Source organism: Serratia sp. Ag1 (assembly GCF_000743355.1).
Classification (GTDB): domain Bacteria; phylum Pseudomonadota; class Gammaproteobacteria; order Enterobacterales; family Enterobacteriaceae; genus Chania.
In genome coordinates this window covers 1-18460 of the sequence record NZ_JQEI01000030.1, presented here as the reverse complement: position 1 = coordinate 18460, position 18460 = coordinate 1, and the positions used below count along the sequence as shown (strand labels likewise).

At 55.0% G+C, this 18460-nt stretch carries 19 protein-coding genes and 1 riboswitch; of the genes, 11 read left to right on the top strand and 8 right to left on the bottom strand.

Going from position 1 to position 18460, the window contains the following annotated elements:
• Positions 1-72: 72 nt before the first annotated feature.
• Together uvrB and IV04_RS18000 are read left to right on the top strand one after the other, a co-directional pair.
• Complete coding sequence (gene uvrB, locus IV04_RS18005) at positions 73-2085, top strand: excinuclease ABC subunit UvrB (protein WP_037398125.1); 2013 nt, start codon at positions 73-75, stop codon at positions 2083-2085.
• 96 nt (positions 2086-2181) lie between these two features.
• Positions 2182-2427 carry a VF530 family DNA-binding protein gene (locus tag IV04_RS18000; protein ID WP_037398123.1) on the top strand — a complete coding sequence of 82 codons (246 nt, stop codon included), beginning with the start codon at positions 2182-2184 and terminating at the stop codon, positions 2425-2427.
• Between the two features lie 43 nt (positions 2428-2470).
• On the opposite strand, the gene yvcK is transcribed toward IV04_RS18000, so the two are convergent.
• Positions 2471-3388 carry a uridine diphosphate-N-acetylglucosamine-binding protein YvcK gene (yvcK, locus tag IV04_RS17995; protein ID WP_037398120.1) on the bottom strand — a complete coding sequence of 306 codons (918 nt, stop codon included), beginning with the start codon at positions 3386-3388 and terminating at the stop codon, positions 2471-2473.
• Between the two features lie 261 nt (positions 3389-3649).
• Positions 3650-3791, top strand: a riboswitch (molybdenum cofactor riboswitch).
• Between yvcK and moaA the strand changes: the two genes are divergently transcribed.
• The 6 genes from moaA (at position 3778) to IV04_RS17965 (ending at position 7327) form a co-directional block, all read left to right on the top strand.
• Positions 3778-4764 (top strand): GTP 3',8-cyclase MoaA, encoded by a 987-nt coding sequence (gene moaA, locus IV04_RS17990; RefSeq protein WP_037398117.1) that lies wholly within the window; start codon positions 3778-3780, stop codon positions 4762-4764. Its footprint overlaps the riboswitch before it by 14 nt.
• Before the next feature lie 37 nt (positions 4765-4801).
• Positions 4802-5314, top strand: a complete 513-nt coding sequence (gene moaB, locus IV04_RS17985) for a molybdenum cofactor biosynthesis protein B (protein ID WP_037398116.1) — start codon at positions 4802-4804, stop codon at positions 5312-5314.
• 3 nt (positions 5315-5317) lie between these two features.
• A complete protein-coding gene (gene moaC, locus IV04_RS17980; protein ID WP_037398114.1) occupies positions 5318-5797 on the top strand; it encodes a cyclic pyranopterin monophosphate synthase MoaC in 480 nt (159 codons plus the stop codon).
• Positions 5794-6039, top strand: coding sequence for a molybdopterin synthase sulfur carrier subunit (gene moaD, locus IV04_RS17975; protein ID WP_037398111.1), 246 nt, complete (start codon positions 5794-5796; stop codon positions 6037-6039). Before moaC ends, moaD begins: the two co-directional genes overlap by 4 nt.
• A gap of 2 nt (positions 6040-6041) precedes the next feature.
• Positions 6042-6494: a molybdopterin synthase catalytic subunit MoaE gene (gene moaE, locus IV04_RS17970; RefSeq protein ID WP_037398109.1), complete on the top strand. Its 453-nt coding sequence runs from the start codon at positions 6042-6044 to the stop codon at positions 6492-6494.
• A gap of 125 nt (positions 6495-6619) precedes the next feature.
• The gene (locus IV04_RS17965; protein WP_037398107.1) at positions 6620-7327 is read left to right on the top strand and encodes a Bax inhibitor-1/YccA family protein; all 708 of its coding nucleotides are present in this window, start codon (positions 6620-6622) and stop codon (positions 7325-7327) included.
• A 57-nt stretch (positions 7328-7384) separates the two neighbouring features.
• Here the strand turns inward: IV04_RS17965 and IV04_RS17960 are convergent, their stop codons facing one another.
• From IV04_RS17960 to cecR, 5 genes are read right to left on the bottom strand one after another with little or no spacing between them, the layout of a single operon-like run.
• Positions 7385-8491, bottom strand: a complete 1107-nt coding sequence (locus tag IV04_RS17960) for an ABC transporter permease (protein ID WP_037398105.1) — start codon at positions 8489-8491, stop codon at positions 7385-7387.
• Between the two features lie 9 nt (positions 8492-8500).
• Positions 8501-9637 (bottom strand): ABC transporter permease, encoded by a 1137-nt coding sequence (locus IV04_RS17955; RefSeq protein WP_037398102.1) that lies wholly within the window; start codon positions 9635-9637, stop codon positions 8501-8503.
• Entirely contained in the window at positions 9634-11370 is a 1737-nt protein-coding gene (locus IV04_RS17950; protein ID WP_037398099.1) for an ATP-binding cassette domain-containing protein, read from the bottom strand. Before IV04_RS17950 ends, IV04_RS17955 begins: the two co-directional genes overlap by 4 nt.
• A 9-nt stretch (positions 11371-11379) precedes the next feature.
• Positions 11380-12366, bottom strand: coding sequence for a secretion protein HlyD (gene hlyD / locus IV04_RS17945; protein ID WP_037398096.1), 987 nt, complete (start codon positions 12364-12366; stop codon positions 11380-11382).
• A gap of 35 nt (positions 12367-12401) precedes the next feature.
• Entirely contained in the window at positions 12402-13100 is a 699-nt protein-coding gene (gene cecR, locus IV04_RS17940; protein ID WP_037398093.1) for a transcriptional regulator CecR, read from the bottom strand.
• A 334-nt stretch (positions 13101-13434) separates the two neighbouring features.
• Here cecR and rhlE point away from each other — a divergent pair, with 334 nt between their 5' ends.
• From rhlE to dusC, 3 genes are all read left to right on the top strand, one after another.
• Entirely contained in the window at positions 13435-14799 is a 1365-nt protein-coding gene (rhlE, locus tag IV04_RS17935) for an ATP-dependent RNA helicase RhlE (RefSeq protein WP_037398091.1), read from the top strand.
• Between the two features lie 127 nt (positions 14800-14926).
• The gene (locus tag IV04_RS17930) at positions 14927-15715 is read left to right on the top strand and encodes a CDP-diacylglycerol diphosphatase (RefSeq protein ID WP_037398089.1); all 789 of its coding nucleotides are present in this window, start codon (positions 14927-14929) and stop codon (positions 15713-15715) included.
• Between the two features lie 100 nt (positions 15716-15815).
• On the top strand, positions 15816-16751 hold the full coding sequence (dusC, locus tag IV04_RS17925) for a tRNA dihydrouridine(16) synthase DusC (protein ID WP_037398086.1): 936 nt from the start codon (positions 15816-15818) through the stop codon (positions 16749-16751).
• 4 nt (positions 16752-16755) lie between these two features.
• Here dusC and IV04_RS17920 read toward each other — a convergent pair whose 3' ends face one another.
• Both IV04_RS17920 and IV04_RS17915 read right to left on the bottom strand, forming a co-directional pair.
• Positions 16756-17820, bottom strand: a complete 1065-nt coding sequence (locus IV04_RS17920; protein ID WP_037398084.1) for an AraC family transcriptional regulator — start codon at positions 17818-17820, stop codon at positions 16756-16758.
• A gap of 219 nt (positions 17821-18039) precedes the next feature.
• Positions 18040-18460, bottom strand: a 421-nt coding sequence (locus tag IV04_RS17915; protein ID WP_037441116.1) for a PP2C family protein-serine/threonine phosphatase, incomplete at its 5' end; no start/stop codon positions are given.

Genomic DNA, 18460 nt, shown 5'->3' with positions numbered 1-18460 from the left:
CATCTCTAAAGACCGTGGCCAGCAGATGCTGTCTTGGTCGCCCGGCGGCAACTTGAATCATTCAGGGTACATATGAGCAAAGTCTTCAAACTGCATTCAGAATTCGCCCCGGCTGGCGATCAACCAGAGGCCATTCGCAAACTGGAAATGGGGCTGGAAGATGGCCTGGCTCACCAGACCTTGCTCGGGGTGACCGGATCGGGCAAGACGTTTACTATCGCTAATGTGATCGCCGATCTCAATCGGCCAACCATGGTGCTGGCACCCAACAAAACCCTGGCGGCGCAACTCTACGGCGAGATGAAAGAGTTCTTTCCCGAGAATGCGGTGGAATACTTTGTCTCCTATTACGATTATTACCAACCTGAAGCCTACGTCCCGAGCTCCGATACCTTTATCGAGAAAGATGCCTCGGTGAACGAGCATATTGAACAGATGCGTCTTTCGGCCACCAAAGCGCTGCTTGAGCGGCGTGATGTGGTCGTGGTGGCTTCTGTTTCCGCCATCTATGGTTTGGGCGATCCCGATCTTTATCTGAAGATGATGCTGCACCTGACCAAAGGCATGATCATCGATCAGCGTTCGATCCTGCGCCGCTTGGCGGAACTGCAATATACCCGCAACGATCAGGCGTTCCAGCGCGCCACTTTCCGCGTGCGCGGTGAGGTGATCGACATCTTCCCGGCGGAATCGGACGAACTGGCGCTGCGCGTCGAACTGTTCGACGAAGAAGTGGAGCGTCTGTCGTTGTTCGATCCGCTGACCGGCCAGATTGCGCAGGTGGTGCAGCGTTTCACCATCTACCCTAAATCTCACTACGTCACGCCACGGGAGCGCATCCTGCAGGCAATGGAAGAGATCAAGGTTGAGCTGGAACAACGGCGCAAGGTGCTGCTGGCCAATAATAAACTGCTGGAAGAACAGCGGTTGACGCAGCGTACCCAGTTTGATCTGGAGATGATGAACGAACTGGGTTATTGCTCGGGCATTGAAAACTACTCGCGTTACCTTTCCGGGCGCGCCGAGGGCGAACCACCACCGACGCTGTTTGACTATCTGCCTGCCGATGGCCTGCTGGTCGTGGACGAATCGCACGTGACTATTCCGCAAATCGGCGGGATGTTCAAAGGTGACCGTTCACGTAAAGAAACGCTGGTGGAATACGGTTTCCGCCTGCCTTCGGCGTTGGATAACCGGCCAATGCGCTTTGAAGAGTTTGAAGCGCTGGCGCCGCAAACCATTTATGTTTCCGCTACGCCGGGCAAATATGAGCTGGAGAAGTCCGGTGGCGACATTATCGATCAGGTGGTGCGCCCAACTGGCCTGCTGGATCCGTTGGTAGAGGTCCGCCCGGTTACCACACAGGTTGACGATCTGCTTTCCGAGATCCGCAAGCGGGTGGCGATTAACGAACGCGTGTTGGTGACGACGCTGACCAAACGGATGGCGGAAGATTTGACCGAATACCTCGAGGAGCACGGCGAGCGGGTGCGTTATCTGCACTCGGATATCGACACCGTCGAACGTGTTGAAATCATCCGTGACCTGCGCCTTGGCGAGTTCGATGTGCTTGTGGGGATCAACCTGTTGCGCGAAGGGTTGGATATGCCGGAAGTGTCGCTGGTGGCTATTCTGGATGCCGACAAAGAGGGTTTCCTGCGTTCCGAGCGATCGCTGATCCAGACCATTGGCCGTGCGGCGCGTAACCTCAACGGCAAAGCGATTCTGTACGGTGATAAAATTACTGACTCCATGGCGAAAGCGATAGGCGAGACCGAACGCCGTCGCGCCAAACAGCAGGCGTATAATGAAGCCAACGGCATTGTTCCTCAGGGCCTGAACAAGAAAGTGGGCGATATTTTGCAACTGGGGCAACCGAGTTCACGTGGTAAACACAAAGGGAAGGGGAAAGCCGCTGAGAGTGCCGCAACGTATCAGCACCTCACGCCCAAAGCGTTGGAGCAGAAAATTCGCGAGCTGGAAAGCCAGATGTATTCCCATGCGCAAAACCTGGAGTTCGAGCAGGCTGCTGCCGTGCGTGACGAAATCCACCAGCTGCGTGAGCAGTTTATTGCGATTTCATAACCGATTTAGCGTGCAGAAGGCGAGGATAAACTCCTTGCCGCCTGCAAGTTTGCTGATTAAGGTATGCGCCCCGATTACTGATACGAGCTGCCGATCATGACTGCACATTCATCAAAAGATCCGCTACACGGCATTACGCTGGAACAATTACTGAACAAACTGGTGGAGCATTACGGCTGGAATGGGCTGGCTGAGCGCATCCGTATCAACTGCTTCAGCAGCGATCCGAGCATCAAGTCCAGCCTGAAGTTTTTGCGCCGCACGCCGTGGGCGCGCAAGCAGGTAGAAGATCTCTATATCGACACCGTCAGCGATAACCCCTGGCATCGCGGCAGAGATTGAGAGCTATCCCCTCACATGCCAGCTAACGGCGCTCGTCAATTGATCAAGTGCGAGCGGCCAATTGTGCCAGCGCCTGCTCCAGCGCCTGGCGCAGCAATTGGCGATCGTGGCGGTGCGGCATATCGCTGGCTTCCAGTTGTTGCTTGACCACAATACGGTCGTGCATTTGGTCGGTGTTGATATGTGGGCCGACCACTACCGCATCAATCATTTTCCGGCCTATTTTCTCTTCCATCAGCTCCAGTTTTTGTTTGAGTGTTAACGCTGCGGCAGCAACGCTTATCTCACGCCCCAGATTACCGATATAAATCATACTGGCACTGCTGCGGCGCAGGGCCTGAGTCATCTCGTCAAGCAGCAGCAGCGGCATCAGGCTGGTGAGAAAACTGCCTGGCCCAATCAGGATCAGCTCAGCCTGCGCAATCGCCTCCACGGCTTCACGCGTGGCGCGCACGTGGGGATACAGCATCAGTTCCTGTGGCATCGTCGCCAATTGATCGATATTCACTTCGCCATAAATCTGATTGCCTTCGTGATCGTGCGCCTCCAGATCAACCGGCTGCTCCGACATCGGGATCAGCGCCGCATCAACCTTCAACAGATTACGCACCAGATTGATCGCCTCCAACGGACGTACGCTGAGGTGATCGAGTGCTTTCAACATCAGATTGCCCAGATTATGCCCCGCCAGTTCGCCATTGCCGCTAAAGCGATATTCAAACATTGCGGAAGCCACGCTGGGTTCAGTAATCAGCTGATTAAGGCAATTACGCGTATCCCCCCAGGCAATCCCTCCCTCAGAGCGACGAATACGGCCAGTAGAACCGCCGTTATCGGTGGTGGTGATAATGCCGGTTAAGCGGGATCCTAAAAATGACAGAGACGACATCACACGGCCAAGGCCGTGACCGCCACCTAATGCCACCACCCGATCGAGATCGGCGAGGGTTCGATTGCGCATAAAATTCCTTAAGACTGGGTGTTGACTGCCCGCATAAAGTAGCTGATTTAGTAAGAAAATGCGAAGAAGAGTGTAGTTTGCGTGATTCTGGTCAATTCATCGGTGTGATGGCTGTTTATGATGGTTAACCAGATTCTCAGCCGCTAAAATCGTTGTATATATAATTATATAGCGAAATTGTGCAATGGCTATCGCCGTTGTTTCGCGTTAGAATTCTATTGAAAACCACGGTTTCACTCGGGTTAGCCTATCTAACCGGAATTGAAATCCAAACTCCTAGCCTTTGTGCCTACGTTGTTCCATGAACAATAGGGTGCCTGGGCCGTGGCGAAGTCAGCCACCAGGGTGCAGAGTGGAAACGCTCGCATCTCCCGTATTTGGAAGGTGTTATGGTACCGCAACTCATTGATGCTTTTGAGCGTAAGTTCTATTACTTGCGCCTGTCGATTACTGACGTGTGTAACTTTCGTTGCACCTATTGTCTGCCGGAGGGTTATAAACCGAGCGGCAGCCCCAATGCTTTTCTCTCGTTGAGTGAAATCCGCCGCGTTAGCCGCGCGTTTGCCGAACTGGGCACCGAAAAGGTGCGCCTGACCGGTGGCGAACCCTCGTTACGCCGCGATTTTACCGAGATTGTCGCCGCCGTGCGTGAAAACCCGGCGATCCGCACGCTGGCGGTGACCACCAACGGTTACCGCCTGGAGCGCGACGTAGCCCGCTGGCGTGAGGCTGGCCTGACGGCGATTAACGTCAGCGTCGACAGCCTCGATCCGCGTCAGTTCCATGCTATCACCGGGCAGGACAAATTTTATCAGGTGATGGCGGGCATTGACGCCGCTTTTGCCGCTGGCTATAGCAAGGTGAAAGTTAACGTGGTGCTGATGCGCGACGTCAACCACCAGCAACTGGCCAGCTTCCTCCGCTGGATCAAGGATCGCCCGATCCAACTACGCTTTATTGAACTGATGGAAACTGGCGAAGGCAGCGAACTGTTCTGCAAGCACCATGTTTCCGGCAACGTGATCCGCCAACAGTTGGAACAGCAGGGTTGGCAGCGTTTGACGCGGGGTTACAGTGACGGCCCGGCGCAGGTATTCAGTCACCCGGATTATCAGGGGGAGATTGGGCTGATCATGCCTTATGAGAAAGATTTCTGCGCCAGCTGCAACCGGCTGCGGGTGTCTGCCATTGGCAATCTGCATCTGTGCCTGTTCGGTGAGCAGGGGATTACCCTGCGCGATCTGTTGGCAGACGACGCCCAGCTCGAAGAGCTGAAGATGCGTATTCAAGGTGGCTTACGCACTAAAAAGCAGACGCATTTCTTGCACCAGGGGAACAGCGGCATCACGCAGAATTTATCGTTTATCGGCGGCTGATACCCGTAGATTTCATAATAGGGGAGCCTATTTAGCTATGAGCCAGACCAGCAGCGAATTTATTCCGGCCAAGATCGCCATTCTGACCGTTTCGGACCGCCGTGGCGAGGCGGAAGATACCTCTGGCCAATACCTGCAAGAAGCCGCGCAGGAGGCCGGGCATCAGGTGGTGGATCGCGCCATCGTTAAAGATAATATTTACCAGATCCGTGCGCAGGTTTCGGCGTGGATTGCCAGCGACAACGTGCAAGCCGTGCTGATCAACGGCGGCACCGGTTTTACTGCCGGTGACAACACGCCAGAAGCCCTGCTGCCGCTGTTTGATCGCGAAGTAGAAGGGTTTGGCGAGCTGTTCCGCATGGTTTCGTTTGAAGAGATCGGCACTGCCACCATTCAGTCGCGCGCTCTGGCCGGGATCGCCAACCGCACGGTGATTTTCGCCATGCCAGGGTCTACCCGCGCTTGCCGCACCGCGTGGGAACGCATTATTGAAGAGCAACTGGATGCGCGCCATCGCCCGTGTAACTTCCTGCCCCACGTGAAGAAATAGTTTATGACACAGTTAACCCATATCAATGCCGCAGGCGAAGCCCATATGGTGGATGTTTCCGCTAAAGCGGAGACGGTGCGTGAAGCGCGCGCCGAAGCCTTTGTCGAAATGCAGGCTGCGACGCTGGCAATGATTATTGATGGCAGCCATCACAAAGGGGATGTGTTCGCCACGGCGCGCATTGCTGGCATTCAGGCAGCGAAACGCACTTGGGAATTGATCCCGCTGTGTCATCCGCTGATGCTGAGCAAAGTGGAAGTGCAGCTTGAGGCACAGCCTGAACATAACCGCGTGCGGATCGAAACCTGTTGCCGCCTGACCGGTAAAACCGGGGTGGAAATGGAAGCACTGACCGCTGCGTCGGTAGCGGCGCTCACCATTTACGACATGTGTAAAGCGGTGCAGAAGGACATGATAATCGGTCCGGTGCGGCTGCTGGCGAAAAGCGGCGGCAAATCCGGGGATTTCAAGGTGGATCTATGATCAATATTCTTTTCTTTGCGCAGGTGCGTGAACTGGTGGGGACTGCCACTTTGGCCGTACCGGCACAATATCCAACCGTAGAAGCGCTGCGCAAGGCGCTGTGCGAACGTGGCGAACGTTGGGCGCTGGCGCTGGAGTCGGGCAAATTGCTGACGGCGGTCAACCAATCACTGGTGGCGAGCGAGCATCCGCTGCAGGCGGGTGATGAAGTCGCGTTTTTCCCGCCGGTAACCGGAGGTTAAGCGTGGAAAATACCCGTATCCGCGTCGGCGCAGCGCCATTCAGCGTCGGTGAAGAGTACCAATGGTTGGCGCAGTGTGACGACGACGGCGCGGTGGTGACCTTCACCGGTAAAGTGCGTAACCATAACCTGGGAGATGGCGTGAGCGCCTTGTCGCTGGAACATTATCCTGGCATGACCGAAAAAGCGCTGGCAGAGATTGTGGCCGAAGCGCGCGCCCGTTGGCCGTTACAGCGGGTCACGGTGATCCACCGCGTCGGCGATCTGTTCCCTGGCGATGAAATTGTGTTGGTTGGCGTCACCAGCGGGCATCGTAGCCAGGCGTTCGACGCTGCGCAGTTTATTATGGATTACCTGAAAACCCGTGCACCATTCTGGAAGCGTGAAGCCACCGAACAAGGGGAGCGCTGGGTTGAAGCCCGCGATACCGATCGGCAGGCGGCCAAGCGCTGGTAAATCCCGCATCAACAGCAGAAATAAATCAATATCTTTGCCGGTTCCGCATCACGTTTTCTGTGATACGCTTATTACTGGCAGGGGTGTTTCCCCAAAACTCAGTTCACATGTAAAAGGTAACCGTCATGGACCGATATCCACGTAATGGTTCGATCGTCGAGCGTGCCAACAGCGGCATTCAGGCTTATATGGCGCAGGTTTATGGCTGGATGACCTGTGGTTTGCTGTTGACCGCGTTTGTCTCCTGGTATGCAGCTAATACACCTGCAATCCTCAACTTTATCTTCTCCAGCCAGATCACTTTCTTTGGGTTGATCATCGCCCAACTGGGGTTGGTGTTTGTGATCTCCGGCATGGTGAACCGCCTGAGCGGCACTGTCGCCACCGGGCTGTTTATGCTCTATTCGGCGCTGACCGGGCTGACGTTATCCAGCATTTTCATTGCTTATACCTATAGCTCGATCGCCAGCACTTTTGTGGTGACCGCCGGGATGTTCGGTGCCATGAGCCTGTACGGTTACACCACCAAGCGCGATCTGAGCGGCCTTGGCAGCATGCTGTTTATGGGGTTGATCGGCATTGTCTTGGCGTCGCTGGTGAATATCTGGCTGAAAAGCCCGGCGCTGACCTGGGCGATTACCTATATCGGCGTGGTGGTGTTTGTCGGCCTGACGGCGTATGACACGCAAAAACTGAAAGCCCTGGGCGAACAGTTGAATGCCGATGACCGAGATGGTTTCCGCAAATACGCCATCGTTGGTGCGCTGACGCTGTATCTTGATTTCATCAACCTGTTCCTGATGCTGTTGCGTATTCTGGGCAACCGCCGCTAAATACCCGTCGTCTTTCAAGCCGCAGCGTTGTTGGCTGCGGCTTATCTTTTCCTTCTGTTAAGCAATCTTCCTTCTAAACATCGCATAAGCGGCGCTGCCGGTAGTGGCGGTGATCGCCAGCAATGGCCACAGGCTGTGCCAGATAATGCTGAAACTGGCATCTTTCAGATAGATTTGTTTGGTGATATCGGTGAAGTGGCGGATAGGGTTAGCCCAGGTGAGATGTTGCAACCACACGGGCATATTCTCTACTGGCGACACATAACCGGAAAGCAGGATCGCTGGCATCATAAACACGAAAACCCCAATAAACGCCTGTTGCTGCGTGTTGCATAATGAGGAAATCAGCAGCCCGAATCCGACCAGCGAAAGCCCGTAAATCAGCATGGTGGCGTAGAACAGCAGCAGCGAACCGGCAAACGGGATCTGATAAGCAAAGATACCGATAAACAGCACGATCGAAGCCTGAAAGGTTGCCACGATCAGTGCAGGCACCGCTTTGCCAATAAAGATCTGCCAGGTGGTCAGCGGCGACACCAGTAACTGCTCCAGCGTGCCCTGTTCCCGTTCCCGTGCGACCGAAAGCGATGTCACAATCATCACGCCGATGGTGGTGATCATCGCTATCAATGAAGGTACCACGAACCATTTGTAATCCAGATTCGGGTTATACCAGTTGCGTACCACCAGTTCGCTGTTGTTGGGTTTGGCGCGCCCGCCGATCAGTTCGTTCTGATAATCCTGTACGATGCGCTGCACATAGTTGGCGGCGATCTGCGCGCTGTTGGAGTTACGGCCATCAAGGATTAGCTGCAAGGCTGCCGTATTGCCGCTGGCGATATCGCGTGAGAAGTTGGCCGGGAAGCGGATCAGCAGCAGTGCTTTCTGGTTATCGATAGTGGGTTTGATCTCCTGTGGGCTGCGCAGTAACAACACCTGTGAAAATGCCTTGGCCTTGGCAAAACGTTGTGTCAGCTCGATCGAGGCTTGGCCGCTGTCCTCGCTGTATACCGCGATGGTGGCATTGGTCACCTCCAGCGTAGCGGCAAACGGGAACAGCAGCACCTGCAGGATCACCGGCATCACCAGAATGGCGCGGGTTTGCGGATCGCGCAGCAGCGACTGCATTTCTTTGACGATCAGAGTCCACAGGCGGTGAAACATATTCTCTCCTCAATCCAGTCGGCGTGGGGTTTTCCAGGCCGTCAGGCCGATAAATACCACTGCAGAAGCGATCAGAAACAGCAGGTTAACCAACAGGACGCTACCGATATTGCCCGCCAGAAACAGCGTCTGGAGGGTGCTGACAAAATAACGCGCTGGAATGATATAGGTCACCGCGCGCACCACGGCGGGCATGCTGTCGATCTGGAAAATAAAGCCGGAAAGCATAATCGAAGGCAGAAAAGCGGCGTTCAGCGCCACCATCGCCGCGTTGAACTGGTTGCGGGTAATGGTGGAAATCAGCAGCCCCATACCGAGCGTGCTGGCCAGGAACAGGCTGCTGATCACCAGCAGGATGATTAATGACCCTCTATAGGGCACGCCGAGCACAAACACTGAAACCACCATGCACAGCACCATGGCAATCATGCCGAGAAAGTAATAAGGCACCAGTTTGGAGAGCAATAGCTCGCTGCGCGTCACTTGAGTAGAAAGCAGTGCTTCCATGGTGCCGCGTTCCCATTCACGGGCGATCACCAGCGAAGTCAGAATCGCGCCGATCACCGTCATAATGATGGTAATTGCCCCAGGGATAATAAAATGCTGGCTGATTGCCGCCGGGTTAAACCAGTAACGCATCTGGATCTCGATCAGCGGTTTATCTTCCTGCCCGCGATCGGTGGCGCGCTGTTGTTGCCAAATCTGCCAGACACCTTGGGTATAACCTTGCACAAAGTTGGCGGTATTGGGTTCGCTGCCGTCGGTAATCACCTGCAACGGTGCACGATCGGTGGGCCGTGCCAGATGTTCGGCGAAGTCGTTGGGGATCACCACCAGCCCACGGATGCTGCCGGCCTGCATCATGGCAATCAATTGCTGGCGATTATCGCTGATGGTCGGTTGAATATAGGGCGAACCGGCAAAAGCGTTGGCCAGATCGCGGGCTTCTTCACTGTGCTGTTCCATCAGGATCCCCAGGCGCAGCTTGCTGGAATCCAGATTGATGCCGTAACCGAAGATAAACAGCAGCATCAGTGGGATGACAAAGGCGATCAGGCCACTGCTTGGGTCGCGCAGGATTTGCCGGGTTTCTTTCAGGCACAGCGCGCGCAAGCGCCGCCAGGAAAAGCCGCTGTGATCGCTCATAAGGTTGCCTCCCGATCGTAACCCTGCACCAGTTCGATAAACGCCTGTTCCATTGAGGGATTAGGATTGTCAGCATTGGCGACCTGCTGTTTGAGGGAGTCCGGCGTACCGGCGGCGATAATCTTGCCGCGATACACCAACCCAATGCGATCGCAGTATTCCGCTTCGTCCATAAAGTGGGTGGTGACCATCACCGTGACACCTTTATCCACCATACCGTTGATATGTAACCAAAACTCGCGCCGGGTAAGGGGATCAACCCCCGAGGTAGGCTCATCAAGAAACAGAATATCCGGCTCATGCATTAGCGCGCAGGCCAGTGCCAGCCGCTGTTTGAAACCGAGTGGCAAAGAGTCCGGCGTTTGGTTGAGGATCGGGCCAAAGTTGAAGGCGGTAGACATTTCGTGGATTTTGTTGCGCTGCGCTTTGCCGCTCAAACCATACACGCCAGAGAAAAACTTCAGGTTTTGTGCCACTGTCAGGTTGCCATACAGCGAGAACTTTTGCGCCATATAGCCCAGGTGCTGGCGTGCTTTGCCGGAACTGGTTTTCAGATCCATGCCCAGCACCAGCGCCTTGCCGTCGCTTGGCACCAGGAGGCCGCACATCATTTTGAAGGTGGTGGATTTACCGGCTCCATTGGGCCCGAGCAGGCCAAAGATTTCCCCGCGCTGCACTTTGAAATCCACATGATCGGTGGCGGCAAAATGACCGAACCTCTTGGTTAATCCCTGCGCTTCGATCACCGTTTCCGCGCTGTTGCCCGCCACGTTAGGCATGATTTCTGCCAGCGCCGACTTGCTGTTTGGCCCACCGCCGAGCAGATCGATAAACGCATCTTCAAAACGCGGGTCCGCTTCGGTCAACTCCGCCGCAGGCAGCGCCAGATCGCGTAATACCTGCTGATGATCTTCTCCCGCTTTCAGGATTAAGCGCAGATATTTGCCCTGAATAACGCCATCGCTCACGGTGGGCAGGCAGATCGCCCGCTGCAACAGCGCCCGGTGGCTACCCGCCGGGGCATCAATTAGTACCGTACGCCCGGCCATACGTTGGGTGAGCTCTTGTGGCGCACCGCTGAACAGCAATTCGCCCTCGTTCATCAGCAACACTTCGCGGCACTGTTCGGCTTCATCCAGATACGAAGTGCTCCACAGGATCAGCATGCCGTCATTGGCCAGTTCATGCACCATGCGCCACAGTTCGCGGCGTGAGATAGGATCGACGCCGACGCCGGGTTCGTCCAGCAACAACACCTGCGGTTGGCCGAGCAGCGTGCAGGCCAGCCCGAGTTTCTGCTTCATGCCGCCAGAAAGCTTGCCCGCCAGGCGCTCGGTGAAACGCGTCAGATCGGTAAAAGTCAGCAGCCGTTCGAAGGTTTGCTTGCGCAGATCGCCAGTGACACCGCGCAGATCGGCGTACAGCGTCAGGTTTTCCATCACCGTCAGGTCTTCATACAGCCCGAACTTTTGTGGCATATAGCCGAGAATGGCATGCAGTTGGCGGTCTTGAGCGATCGGATCCAGCCCGGCGACGCGCAGTTGGCCGCAGCTGGGTTTCAACAACCCGGCCAGCATGCGTAACAGGGTGGTTTTACCTGCGCCATCGGGGCCGACCAGCCCGGTAACTGCGCCGCTGCGCAATGTGGTTGTCAGGCTGGCAACCGCCGGTTTGGCGAGTGACGGGAAGCGCTTTTCCAATGCCACCAGCTCAATGGTATGTGCCTGTTCCATCACCCTTCCTTACGGCTGTGTGAAACGGATAGTGACCGGCATACCCTGGCGTAGCGCCTCGTCGGCATCGGTGACAATGACCCGCAGGCGATAAACCAGATCGGTACGCAAATCCGGTGTTTCGACGCTTTTTGGCGTGAATTCGGCGGTGGGTGACACAAAACCAATCTTGCCGTGGTAGGGCTTACCGGGGCGGCTGTCGGTATAAATGCGCAGTTCTGCTCCTTGCACCGCTTTGCCCAGGTGGGTTTCATTGATATAGGCGCGTACCCAGACCGGTTCGGTCAGTGACAGAGTCAATACCGTGCTGCCTGCACCGAGCATGGTGCCGGGTTCAACCGCCCGCGTCAGCACAGTACCGGCAGAAGGGGAAGTCAGGGTGGTGTCTTGCAGGTTTAGCTGTGTCTGTGCCAGCACTGCTGCGGTTTGAGCCAGATTGGCTTTGGCGGCAGCGATTTCCTGCGGGCGATTACCGCTCAAATATTGGGCCAGTTTATCTTTCGCCGCCTGCAGGTTGGCTTGCGCCTGATTGCGTAGGGTGCGGGCGTCTTCCAAGGCGTCGGCGGAGGTGGCTTTTTTGGCCCATAATCCTTGCTGCCGCTGCAGGAAGCTGTCGGCGTAGTTGAAGGCCGAAAGGCGCTGCGCCACTTCCGAACGCACTTGGGCGATCTCTTCATCACGATAACCCGCCTGCAACAGCGCCAGTTTGGCGGTGGCGCTGGCGACATTGGCCTGTGCCTGCAGCAGCGCATTAAGGTATGGGCCATCATCCAGTTTGCCGAGCAATTGCCCCGGCTGCACGCTGTCACCTTCGTCGACCATCAGCGTGGCGAGACGGCCATCAACGCGGAAACCCAGATTCACCGTGCGGATATCTACGTTACCGTACAGCGTCAGCGGTTTTTCCTGTTGTTGCTGGTAATGCCAGAAGCCGTAGGCGGCAGCGGCAATTATCACGATAACTCCGCTGATAATGGCAATGCTTTTCTTGTTCATCATGCTTCCTGCCAGTTGCAGTGTGAAAAAAGGGGCTATGCGCCGTAACGTTGGCGCAACCCGTTAACCAGAATATCGATATGCTCAGCCAGCACGGCGCTGATTTGTGCTGCCTCATCGCTGCCAATCTGCTGCCAGCCTGCCTGACGGCGCACGGTTTCACGCGCGACGCGGAATGACAACACCTCGCCTATCAGCGCATGGGTGTGCAACACAATCTTGGTGGATTGCGCATCCAGACCGGTATAGCCCGCCAGCAAGCGGCATAGCATCTGGTGTAATGGTGCAATCACCTGTTGGTGGATCAGCGGATAAGCGTCGGTGGGTGAAAGCTGTTCGCGCGACATGATTTTGCTCAGATTGAGCGTCTGCGGCTGGGTCATTAATTCACTGAAGTCCAACAAACCGCGTTTGAGGTGGTACAGATGTTGTTCCGGCGTGCGCTGTGCGGCGGGCAGCAGCCAGAAATTTTCGACCTCCTGGCTCTGTGCATGGAACGATTGTTGAATAAAGTCGGCGATCCATTGAGCTACTGCCAGATACAACCCTTCTTTCGAGTTGAAATAATAGGTAATCGCGGCGATGTTCTGCCCGGCACGCTGGGCGATTTCTCGGGTAGTCGCTCCCTGGATCCCATACTCGCCAAACACTTCAATCGCTGCGGCGAGCAGCTGCTGACGCGCTTGTTCACCGCGTGCCCGGCTGGGGGTGTACTGATTTTCGACGGATGCCATGACTACTCGCTAAAGTTAATCATATGATTGATTAACTTTAGGCCCGAAGTTACGGAATGTAAATAAAAGCCTGCATTTAGTCTGGGATTACCCGCGTATCCTCCTTTTTCAGCCGTTAATTGGCACCGGCTTATGCAAAATCGCTTTTTTTTATTCGACTTCTGTTACAATCAAACTCTTGGTGCACTGCAGTTTGTGCCAATTCCTCGTGGTATGCCAAAGTGGTGCCGTTAATAAAAATGCGAGCACCGCCCTATGCCCCGTCTGATCATCCTCCCAGGAAACTGCACCGAACATTGTTTAGGTTAGGGGGGATCTGGAGTTTTTCTCTACTATGTCATTTGAAAACCTCGGCTTAGGTGCCGAAATTCTGCGCGCTGTTGAAGAACAGGGCTATCGCGAACCTACGCCAATTCAACGTCAGGCAATCCCTGTGGTTTTGGAAGGTCGTGACCTGATGGCCAGTGCACAGACCGGTACGGGTAAAACCGCTGGTTTTACTCTGCCGTTGTTGCAATTGCTGAGCAAGCACGATCATCCGAATAAAGGCCGCCGTCCGGTGCGGGCGCTGATTCTGACGCCAACCCGCGAACTGGCCGCTCAGATCGGTGAAAACGTCGAATCCTACAGCAAATACCTGCGTTTGCGTTCGCTGGTGGTGTTTGGCGGCGTGAGCATTAACCCGCAGATGATGAAGCTGCGCGGTGGCGTGGATATTCTGGTGGCAACACCGGGCCGCCTGCTGGATCTGGAGCATCAGAACGCGGTTGATCTGTCCAAAATTGAAATTCTGGTGCTGGATGAAGCAGACCGCATGTTGGATATGGGCTTTATCCATGATATCCGTCGCGTGCTGGCTAAATTGCCACCGAAGCGCCAGAACCTGCTGTTCTCTGCCACGTTCTCTGACGAGATTAAAGCGCTGGCCAACAAACTGCTGCACAACCCGGCGTCGGTGGAAGTGGCTCGCCGTAACACCGCTTCTGAGCAGATCGAGCAGAGCGTTCACTTTGTGGATAAAAAGCGCAAGCGTGAACTGCTTTCCCAGATGATTGGCGAAGGTGACTGGAAGCAGGTGCTGGTATTTAACCGTACCAAGCATGGCGCTAACCATCTGGCTGAACAGCTGAATAAAGATGGCATCACGGCGGCGGCGATCCACGGTAACAAAAGCCAGGGTGCGCGTACTCGTGCGCTGGCCGATTTTAAAGACGGTAAAATCCGCGTGCTGGTGGCGACCGATATTGCCGCTCGTGGCCTGGATATCGATCAGTTGCCGCATGTGGTGAACTACGAACTGCCAAACGTACCAGAAGATTATGTGCACCGTATTGGCCGTACTGGCCGTGCAGAACGTACTGGTGAAGCGATTTCACTGGTGTGCGTGGATGAACACAAACTGCTGCGCGACATTGAACGCCTGCTGAAGCGTGAGATCCCACGCATTGCCCTGCCGGGTTATGAGCCGGATCCGTCGATTAAGGCGGAACCGATCATCAACGGGCGTCAGGGCGGTGGCCGTGGTGCGCCACGGAATAACGGCGGTGGTCAGCGTGCGGGGCACGGTGGGCAACGTAGCGGCAACGGTGGTGGTCAGCACGAAAATCGCTCTGGCGGCGGCGCTCGCCCACAGGGTGATGGCAAACCGCGTTCCGGGGCACCTGCGCGCCGTCCACGCAACCGCAAGCCGGGCGAGTAAGCGACAAAGCCACTCTCTTGGTGGTAAATAAGAGAGTACCTACCCCCTGTGAGCGCTAGGCTGACGGGGGGTTTTTGTTTTTGGAGAAAATTTCTGGTGGTTCTCACGTTATAAAACCGAGAAACAGATGATAAAATTTACTCGTTTGTGCAGCCGGCAGGGGCTCGTGTTGTTGGGGGTATTGTTGCTGGCAGGATGTGCGCGTTCAGATGCTTTGTGGGGCGTGGTGGATAAGCTCTGCATGGTCAATTATCAGCACCAGCAGGATCCGGCCCCTTGCCAGCAGGTTTATATGCCACCAGGTCAAGGGAAAGAGCAGGGGTTCAGCGTTATTCAGAATCCGCGTTACCCTTATCATTTTATTCTGGTTCCCACTACGCCGTTATCGGGTATTGAAAGCCCTCAGCTTTTGCTGGATGGGCGCACGGATTACTTTGGCTATGCCTGGTTGATGCGTCACCGGTTAACGTCCGAATATGGCCAGCCAGTGCCTGACGAGAGGTTGGGAATGGCAATCAATTCGGCTTATGGCCGCAGTCAGAATCAGTTGCATATTCACCTGACCTGCCTGCGTGAGGACGTGTACCGTCAACTGCAGGCAGAACGTCCTTATATACAGGAGACGTGGTCGGCATTGCCCGATAAGTTATTGCGTCATACCTATTATGCCCGCCGGGTGGTGCAACCGACTGCGATGGGGATTTACCCGATCCGCTCGGTTGCTGAGCATTTTCATTTATCGCCATCGCAGCTAGCAGAGTACGGTGTAGCGTTGGTGCCAACCGAGTTTTCAGGGCAAACAGGTTTTATCCTGCTGACCACCAAACGCGGTTGGGATAGCGGTAACCGTGCATCGGTCGAATCATTACTGGATAAGACGTGCGCGATTTTGGCACTTAATCACCCGGCAGAATAAATTTCTGATGCTTTGGTTATATCCCCAAAATAATTCGAGTTGCTTGTCTGCTGAGGCCTTTCGCCCGTATTATTGCGCGTCTTTTTTAGCAGGAGTTAGCATGCGCGTACTTTTAGCTCCGATGGAGGGCGTTCTCGACTCGTTGGTGCGGGAATTGCTCACCGAGGTGAACGATTACGATCTCTGCATCACCGAGTTCTTACGCGTGGTCGATCAACTGCTGCCCGCCAAATCCTTTTATCGTCTATGCCCCGAACTGGAACAGGCTAGCCGCACGCCTGCAGGGACGTTGGTGCGTGTGCAACTGCTTGGTCAGTATCCGCAATGGCTGGCGGAAAATGCTGCTCGTGCCGTGGAACTAGGCTCTTACGGGGTCGATCTCAACTGTGGCTGCCCTTCAAAGCATGTTAACGGCAGCGGTGGTGGTGCCACTTTGCTAAAAGATCCTGAGCTGATTTACCAAGGTGCCAAAGCGATGCGCGCGGCGGTGCCCGCCCATTTGCCGGTGTCAGTGAAAGTGCGTTTGGGATGGGATTCGAGCCAGCACAGCGTTGAGATCGCCGACGCGGTGCAGCAGGCCGGGGCCACAGAACTAACGGTACATGGCCGCACCAAAGTGGATGGTTATCAGGCCGATCGCATCAACTGGCCTGCTATCGGCGAGATCCGCCAGCGGTTGTCTATTCCGGTGATCGCCAACGGTGAAATCTGGGATTACCAGAGTGCGCAAGACTGTATGCAGGCGACCGGTTGCGATGCGGTGATGCTAGGGCGCGGTGCGTTGAATTTGCCTAACCTGAGCCGGATGGTGAAGTACAACGAGCCGCGCATGCCGTGGCCGCAGGTAGTGCAGTTGCTGCAAAAATATGTGCACTTGGAAAAGCAGGGTGATACCGGCATGTACCACGTGGCACGTATCAAACAGTGGCTGAGCTATTTGCGTAAAGAATATCAGGAAGCCAGTGAGTTGTTCACCGAGATCCGCGTGCTGAAAACCTCAAGTGATATCGCACGGGTGATTAATCAGGCGAACTGAGGCGTTAGGCTTTATCGTAGGTGGCGAGCCCATTGCGGTAGCGCAGTGGGGAGGTGTTCATCTTGTTGCGAAAGAAACGGCTGAACGCGGCCTGAGATGAAAAGCCGAGCCGTTCACTGATAGCGCTGAGGGTCAGGTTGCGCTGTTGCAGCAAGCGGCAAGCTTCTTCCATTTTGGTCTGCTGTGCCAACTCAGTAAAATTCTGGCCTTCGTGCAGCAATTTACGCTGCAGCGTCCAGCGTGGTATCGACATCTTTTGGCAAATCAGCGTGATTTCATTAGCCGGATTGGGCTGATGCACTGTTGGGTTCTGGTAATGTGCCCTGAGGCAGTTTTTCACCTCTTGGGTGAGCGGGGTTGCGTTGCTGATAATGGTGTTGATCTCGCTATCGGCGGCTTTCTGGATCGTCTCAAACAGCTTGTGGTTATAAAAATCATAAGGCTGATCAATATGTTGCTTGCTAAAGGTAAGCGTATTGCGTGCAGCACCCATCTGGCAACTGAAACCCAATAGCGATGACAGTTGTTGGGATTGCCGTGCATTGGCACTGATCCCTTTCAGCGTGACCTGAATAGAAGCATAGGTTTGGCGATCGTAGTGGCCGATGAGTTCCGCCAGAATAGTGAAATTACCCAATGGTGATGCCAGCGAGGCGCTCAGTATTTCGGGGCCGCTGTTGAGGTATTCCAGCATCAGTTGTTCATCGTTTTCATAGACCTGAATATGGTCGGTCTGCCCAATGATAGGGCGGTATTTCAGGTAATTCTCCACCCCTTGACGCAGACTGCTGCTGTTGGTCAAGAGTGAAGAGAGGGTACCCCAGCAGCGGAAAATATCCGCTAAGGCGAGATCTGGCTGATAGTCGCTAAACAGAAATTCGCGCTTTTCTTCGACCAGAATCATCAGGCGATAGTGTTGTGCTGCTGAAATTCGCGTATCTGACTGGGTTAGTTCATAGGGGGTGATGCCAGTACGGCGATGGATCAAGGCGGCGGGGACGTCATGCTGTTGCAGAAAAGAAAACATAGAGCGGGAAACAATATTAGAAACCGTTTTGCTGTCATTCATGCTGTTATACCGCGATCCGTGGCAAGGGAGAGTGAAGTACCCGAAGGTATTTCACTGAGCTTAATGACAAAGTGGTCTTTTAACCCGAGATACCCGGGCCTAGCGCACCGAGGGGCACTCCGGCGGCTTACGCCGCTACGACCCCATCGGCACGCTCTCCCTAATATCTAACTTTGTCAGCAGCCTGAAGAACATTCAGCTCCCCGCCACTCAAACTCTTCAGGTTATGCGTTCAATAGCCATCAGCGAGATATCGTCGGCAAAAGGCCGAGACGGCTTTTTATCCTGCTCTTGCAAGGCATCGGTTTCGCCGCTGTGCCAGGCGCTTAATGCCTTCTCTACCCGTTGAAACAGCTGGTTTTTCGGTAACTTTCGGTATTCACACAAGAGCTGTTGCAGGCGCTCCTCCCCATAAAGTTCCTGTTGGTGGTTTTCGCACTCGGTAATCCCATCGCTATACAGATACAGGCGATCGCCAACGCCGAGAGTAAAGTGACTATCCTGATACTCGGCGTCAGGAAACAACCCCACAGGCATGCCACCCTGCCCCACAGCCTGTAACTCACCGCCGCTACCAATAACAAAAGGCGTTGGATGCCCGGCCTGGCACAGCGTGCCCTGCCCATTGGTGGTATCTATC

What these genes read in the sequence shown, in the direction of transcription:
- uvrB (WP_037398125.1), top strand. Translation starts at nt 73, where the DNA reads ATGAGCAAAGTCTTCAAACTGCATTCAGAATTCGCCCCGGCTGGCGAT.
- IV04_RS18000 (WP_037398123.1), top strand. Translation starts at nt 2,182, where the DNA reads ATGACTGCACATTCATCAAAAGATCCGCTACACGGCATTACGCTGGAA.
- yvcK (WP_037398120.1), bottom strand. Translation starts at nt 3,388, where the DNA reads ATGCGCAATCGAACCCTCGCCGATCTCGATCGGGTGGTGGCATTAGGT.
- moaA (WP_037398117.1), top strand. Translation starts at nt 3,778, where the DNA reads ATGGTACCGCAACTCATTGATGCTTTTGAGCGTAAGTTCTATTACTTG.
- moaB (WP_037398116.1), top strand. Translation starts at nt 4,802, where the DNA reads ATGAGCCAGACCAGCAGCGAATTTATTCCGGCCAAGATCGCCATTCTG.
- moaC (WP_037398114.1), top strand. Translation starts at nt 5,318, where the DNA reads ATGACACAGTTAACCCATATCAATGCCGCAGGCGAAGCCCATATGGTG.
- moaD (WP_037398111.1), top strand. Translation starts at nt 5,794, where the DNA reads ATGATCAATATTCTTTTCTTTGCGCAGGTGCGTGAACTGGTGGGGACT.
- IV04_RS17965 (WP_037398107.1), top strand. Translation starts at nt 6,620, where the DNA reads ATGGACCGATATCCACGTAATGGTTCGATCGTCGAGCGTGCCAACAGC.
- IV04_RS17960 (WP_037398105.1), bottom strand. Translation starts at nt 8,491, where the DNA reads ATGTTTCACCGCCTGTGGACTCTGATCGTCAAAGAAATGCAGTCGCTG.
- IV04_RS17955 (WP_037398102.1), bottom strand. Translation starts at nt 9,637, where the DNA reads ATGAGCGATCACAGCGGCTTTTCCTGGCGGCGCTTGCGCGCGCTGTGC.
- IV04_RS17950 (WP_037398099.1), bottom strand. Translation starts at nt 11,370, where the DNA reads ATGGAACAGGCACATACCATTGAGCTGGTGGCATTGGAAAAGCGCTTC.
- hlyD (WP_037398096.1), bottom strand. Translation starts at nt 12,366, where the DNA reads ATGAACAAGAAAAGCATTGCCATTATCAGCGGAGTTATCGTGATAATT.
- cecR (WP_037398093.1), bottom strand. Translation starts at nt 13,100, where the DNA reads ATGGCATCCGTCGAAAATCAGTACACCCCCAGCCGGGCACGCGGTGAA.
- rhlE (WP_037398091.1), top strand. Translation starts at nt 13,435, where the DNA reads ATGTCATTTGAAAACCTCGGCTTAGGTGCCGAAATTCTGCGCGCTGTT.
- IV04_RS17930 (WP_037398089.1), top strand. Translation starts at nt 14,927, where the DNA reads ATGATAAAATTTACTCGTTTGTGCAGCCGGCAGGGGCTCGTGTTGTTG.
- dusC (WP_037398086.1), top strand. Translation starts at nt 15,816, where the DNA reads ATGCGCGTACTTTTAGCTCCGATGGAGGGCGTTCTCGACTCGTTGGTG.
- IV04_RS17920 (WP_037398084.1), bottom strand. Translation starts at nt 17,820, where the DNA reads ATGAATGACAGCAAAACGGTTTCTAATATTGTTTCCCGCTCTATGTTT.